Source organism: Moritella sp. Urea-trap-13, assembly GCF_002836355.1.
Classification (GTDB): domain Bacteria; phylum Pseudomonadota; class Gammaproteobacteria; order Enterobacterales; family Moritellaceae; genus Moritella.
This window is the reverse complement of the sequence record NZ_PJCA01000011.1, coordinates 1-1,241: the sequence shown is the minus strand read 5'-3', so window position 1 is coordinate 1,241 and position 1,241 is coordinate 1. Positions and strand designations below refer to the sequence as shown.

The window sequence follows — 1,241 nt, the reverse complement described above, 5'->3', positions numbered from 1 at the left end:
TTAACATAACCCAGCATACCTTGGTCACCGAAGTACTCTTTCGCTAGGTTATCAGTTGATAGCGCAGCAGTATGGTAAGTTGGTAACGTAATTAGGTGGTGGAAGATACCCGCTTCACGTGCTGAATCAGCTTGGAATGTACGGATTTTCTCATCAGCTTGGATTGCTAATTCTGTGATGTCGTATTTCTCGTTCATCAAGTCTGCACGGTCATATGCTGCAACGTCTTGACCAGCTTCAACCATGATATCAAAGATTTGTTGACGGAAATTAAGCGTCCAGTTGAATGATGGCGAGTTGTTGTAAACAAGTTTCGCATTCGGTACTACTTTACGGATCTCATTAACCATTGCACCGATTTGACCAACGTGTGGCTTCTCAGTTTCGATCCATAATAAATCAGCGCCGCCTTGTAGCGATGTAATGCAATCTAGTACACAACGTGCTTCACCAGTACCTTCTTTAAATTGGAACAAGTTACTTGGTAGACGTTTAGGACGTAATAATTTACCGTCTCTCTTCAGAATAACATCACCATTACCTAGCTCTGCTTCTGTGATCTCATCACAATCAAGGAATGAATTATATTGGTCACCAAGGTCACCTGCTTCATTCGTTACTGCAATTTGTTTTGTTAGACCAGCACCTAATGAATCAGTACGAGCAACAATAACGCCGTTGTCGATACCAAGCTCTAGGAATGCATAACGAACAGCATTGATTTTCGCCAAGAAGTCTTCATGTGGTACCGTTACTTTACCATCTTGGTGGCCACATTGTTTTTCATCAGATACTTGGTTTTCGATTTGGATACAACATGCACCCGCTTCAATCATTTTCTTAGCCATTAGGTAAGTTGCTTCTGCGTTACCAAAGCCCGCATCGATATCTGCAATGATTGGCACAACGTGCGTTACATGGTTGTCAATTTGGTCTTGTACCGCAGCTGCTTTAGCTGTATCGCCCGCATTTCTTGCAGCGTCTAGTTCACGGAAGAAACCGCCTAGTTCACGTGCATCTGCTTGACGTAGGAAAGTGTATAGTTCTTCGATTAGATCTGAAACAGACGTTTTTTCATGCATTGATTGGTCTGGTAGTGGACCAAACTCAGAGCGTAATGCAGCAACCATCCAACCTGAAAGATAAAGATAACGACGGTCAGTATTATTTTCAAAATGTTTCTTAATAGAAATCATTTTTTGTTGACCGATAAAACCATGCCAGCAACCTAAAGACTGCGT

At 42.1% G+C, this 1,241-nt stretch carries 1 protein-coding gene; it reads right to left on the bottom strand.

All coding sequences use genetic code 11. The features are described from left to right. Positions 1-1,241: isocitrate lyase (locus tag CXF93_RS02890; RefSeq protein ID WP_101060897.1), on the bottom strand; the 1,241-nt coding region annotated here is incomplete at both ends.